This window comes from Geminicoccus flavidas, from assembly GCF_009806515.1.
GTDB lineage: Bacteria > Pseudomonadota > Alphaproteobacteria > Geminicoccales > Geminicoccaceae > Geminicoccus > Geminicoccus flavidus.
This window is the reverse complement of the sequence record NZ_WUJP01000415.1, coordinates 1-600: the sequence shown is the minus strand read 5'-3', so window position 1 is coordinate 600 and position 600 is coordinate 1. Positions and strand designations below refer to the sequence as shown.

Genomic DNA, 600 nt, shown 5'->3' with positions numbered 1-600 from the left:
TTCGTGCTGGCCCAGTCGCTCAGCCTGATCGACACCTATCCGGCCATGATCATGGCGCTGGTCGCGATCAACCAGCCCTTTACGATCTGGATGATGCGCAGCTTCTTCATGGACGTGCCGCTGGAGCTGGACGAGGCGGCCAGGATCGACGGATGCAACCTGTGGCAGGCTTTCTACCAGGTGGCCCTGCCGGTCGTGCGGCCGGGCCTGTGGATCACGTCCCTGTTCAGCCTGCTGCTGGCCTATAACGAGTTCCTGTTCGCGCTGGTGCTGACCGGGCCGAACACCAAGACCCTGCCCGTGGCGATCGCCGAGTATGGGGCGGAGGACTTGAACTACTGGTCGCTGTCCGCCGCGGCGGCGATCGGGATCATGCTGCCGATCGTGCTGTTCATGATGGCGCTGCAGCGCCATCTGGTGCGCGGCTTGGCATTCGGCGCGGTGAAGGGCTGAGATCATGGAGAAATCGATGCGGGCCAGCGGGGCCATCGACTGCGACGTCCATCCGAACGTGCCGAGCATCCAGGCACTGGTACCTTATCTTGACCCCTACTGGCAGGAGATGGTGGACGTCCGCGGCATCGAGACGTTCGAGAACCG

The 600-nt window shown here is 63.5% G+C and carries 1 protein-coding gene; it reads left to right on the top strand.

Translation table 11 applies throughout. The features are described from left to right. On the top strand, positions 1-453 hold a 453-nt coding region (locus EQG76_RS11750), incomplete at its 5' end, for a carbohydrate ABC transporter permease (RefSeq protein ID WP_159713561.1). Between the last annotated feature and the right edge of the window lie 147 nt (positions 454-600).